The 520-nt window shown below is 35.2% G+C and carries 1 protein-coding gene; it reads right to left on the reverse strand.

The window, feature by feature from the left end; all coding sequences use genetic code 11:
- Positions 1–520: HAMP domain-containing protein (locus tag KH400_RS20915; protein WP_217227942.1), on the reverse strand; the 520-nt coding region annotated here is incomplete at both ends.

Below are 520 nucleotides of genomic sequence, written 5' to 3' on the forward strand. Positions count from 1 at the left end.
TGGTTTGTACGATCTTTATGAGTTCTTTATGTTGAATCACATCATGATAAAGTTGACTTTGCCACAGGTCCGTATTTTCTTCAAAGATTTCTTGACAAGCCCGGTTAATTAGGGAAATGTCTCCTTTTGTGTTAATTAAAATTAAGCCACTTCCCATATTGTCAATCAAGGTTTCCATGCGTTCTTTTTGAGCTTGATCTCGTTTAGTTAGTTTTTCTAAGTTAAAAGCAAGAATATTAATAGATCTTGATAACTGTCCAATTTCATCTCGTTTTCCTTCAGATGTTCTCGCTTTGTAGTTTCCTTCTGCTAACTCATTAGCAACGACCGTCGCAATTTCAATCGGTCCTATCATTTCATTTGTCACACGATAGGTGATAGTTACAATAATGATAAAAGCGACAGTAAAACTAATTCCTAAAATAAACCAAATCTTCTCTGTCATATCGGCTAACGTACTTGTAGACAGCCCTAAACGCATGTATCCTAATTTATTACCGTTCTCCTCTATAATTGGAAC

Source organism: Desertibacillus haloalkaliphilus (assembly GCF_019039105.1).
GTDB classification, from domain to species: domain Bacteria; phylum Bacillota; class Bacilli; order Bacillales; family KJ1-10-99; genus Desertibacillus; species Desertibacillus haloalkaliphilus.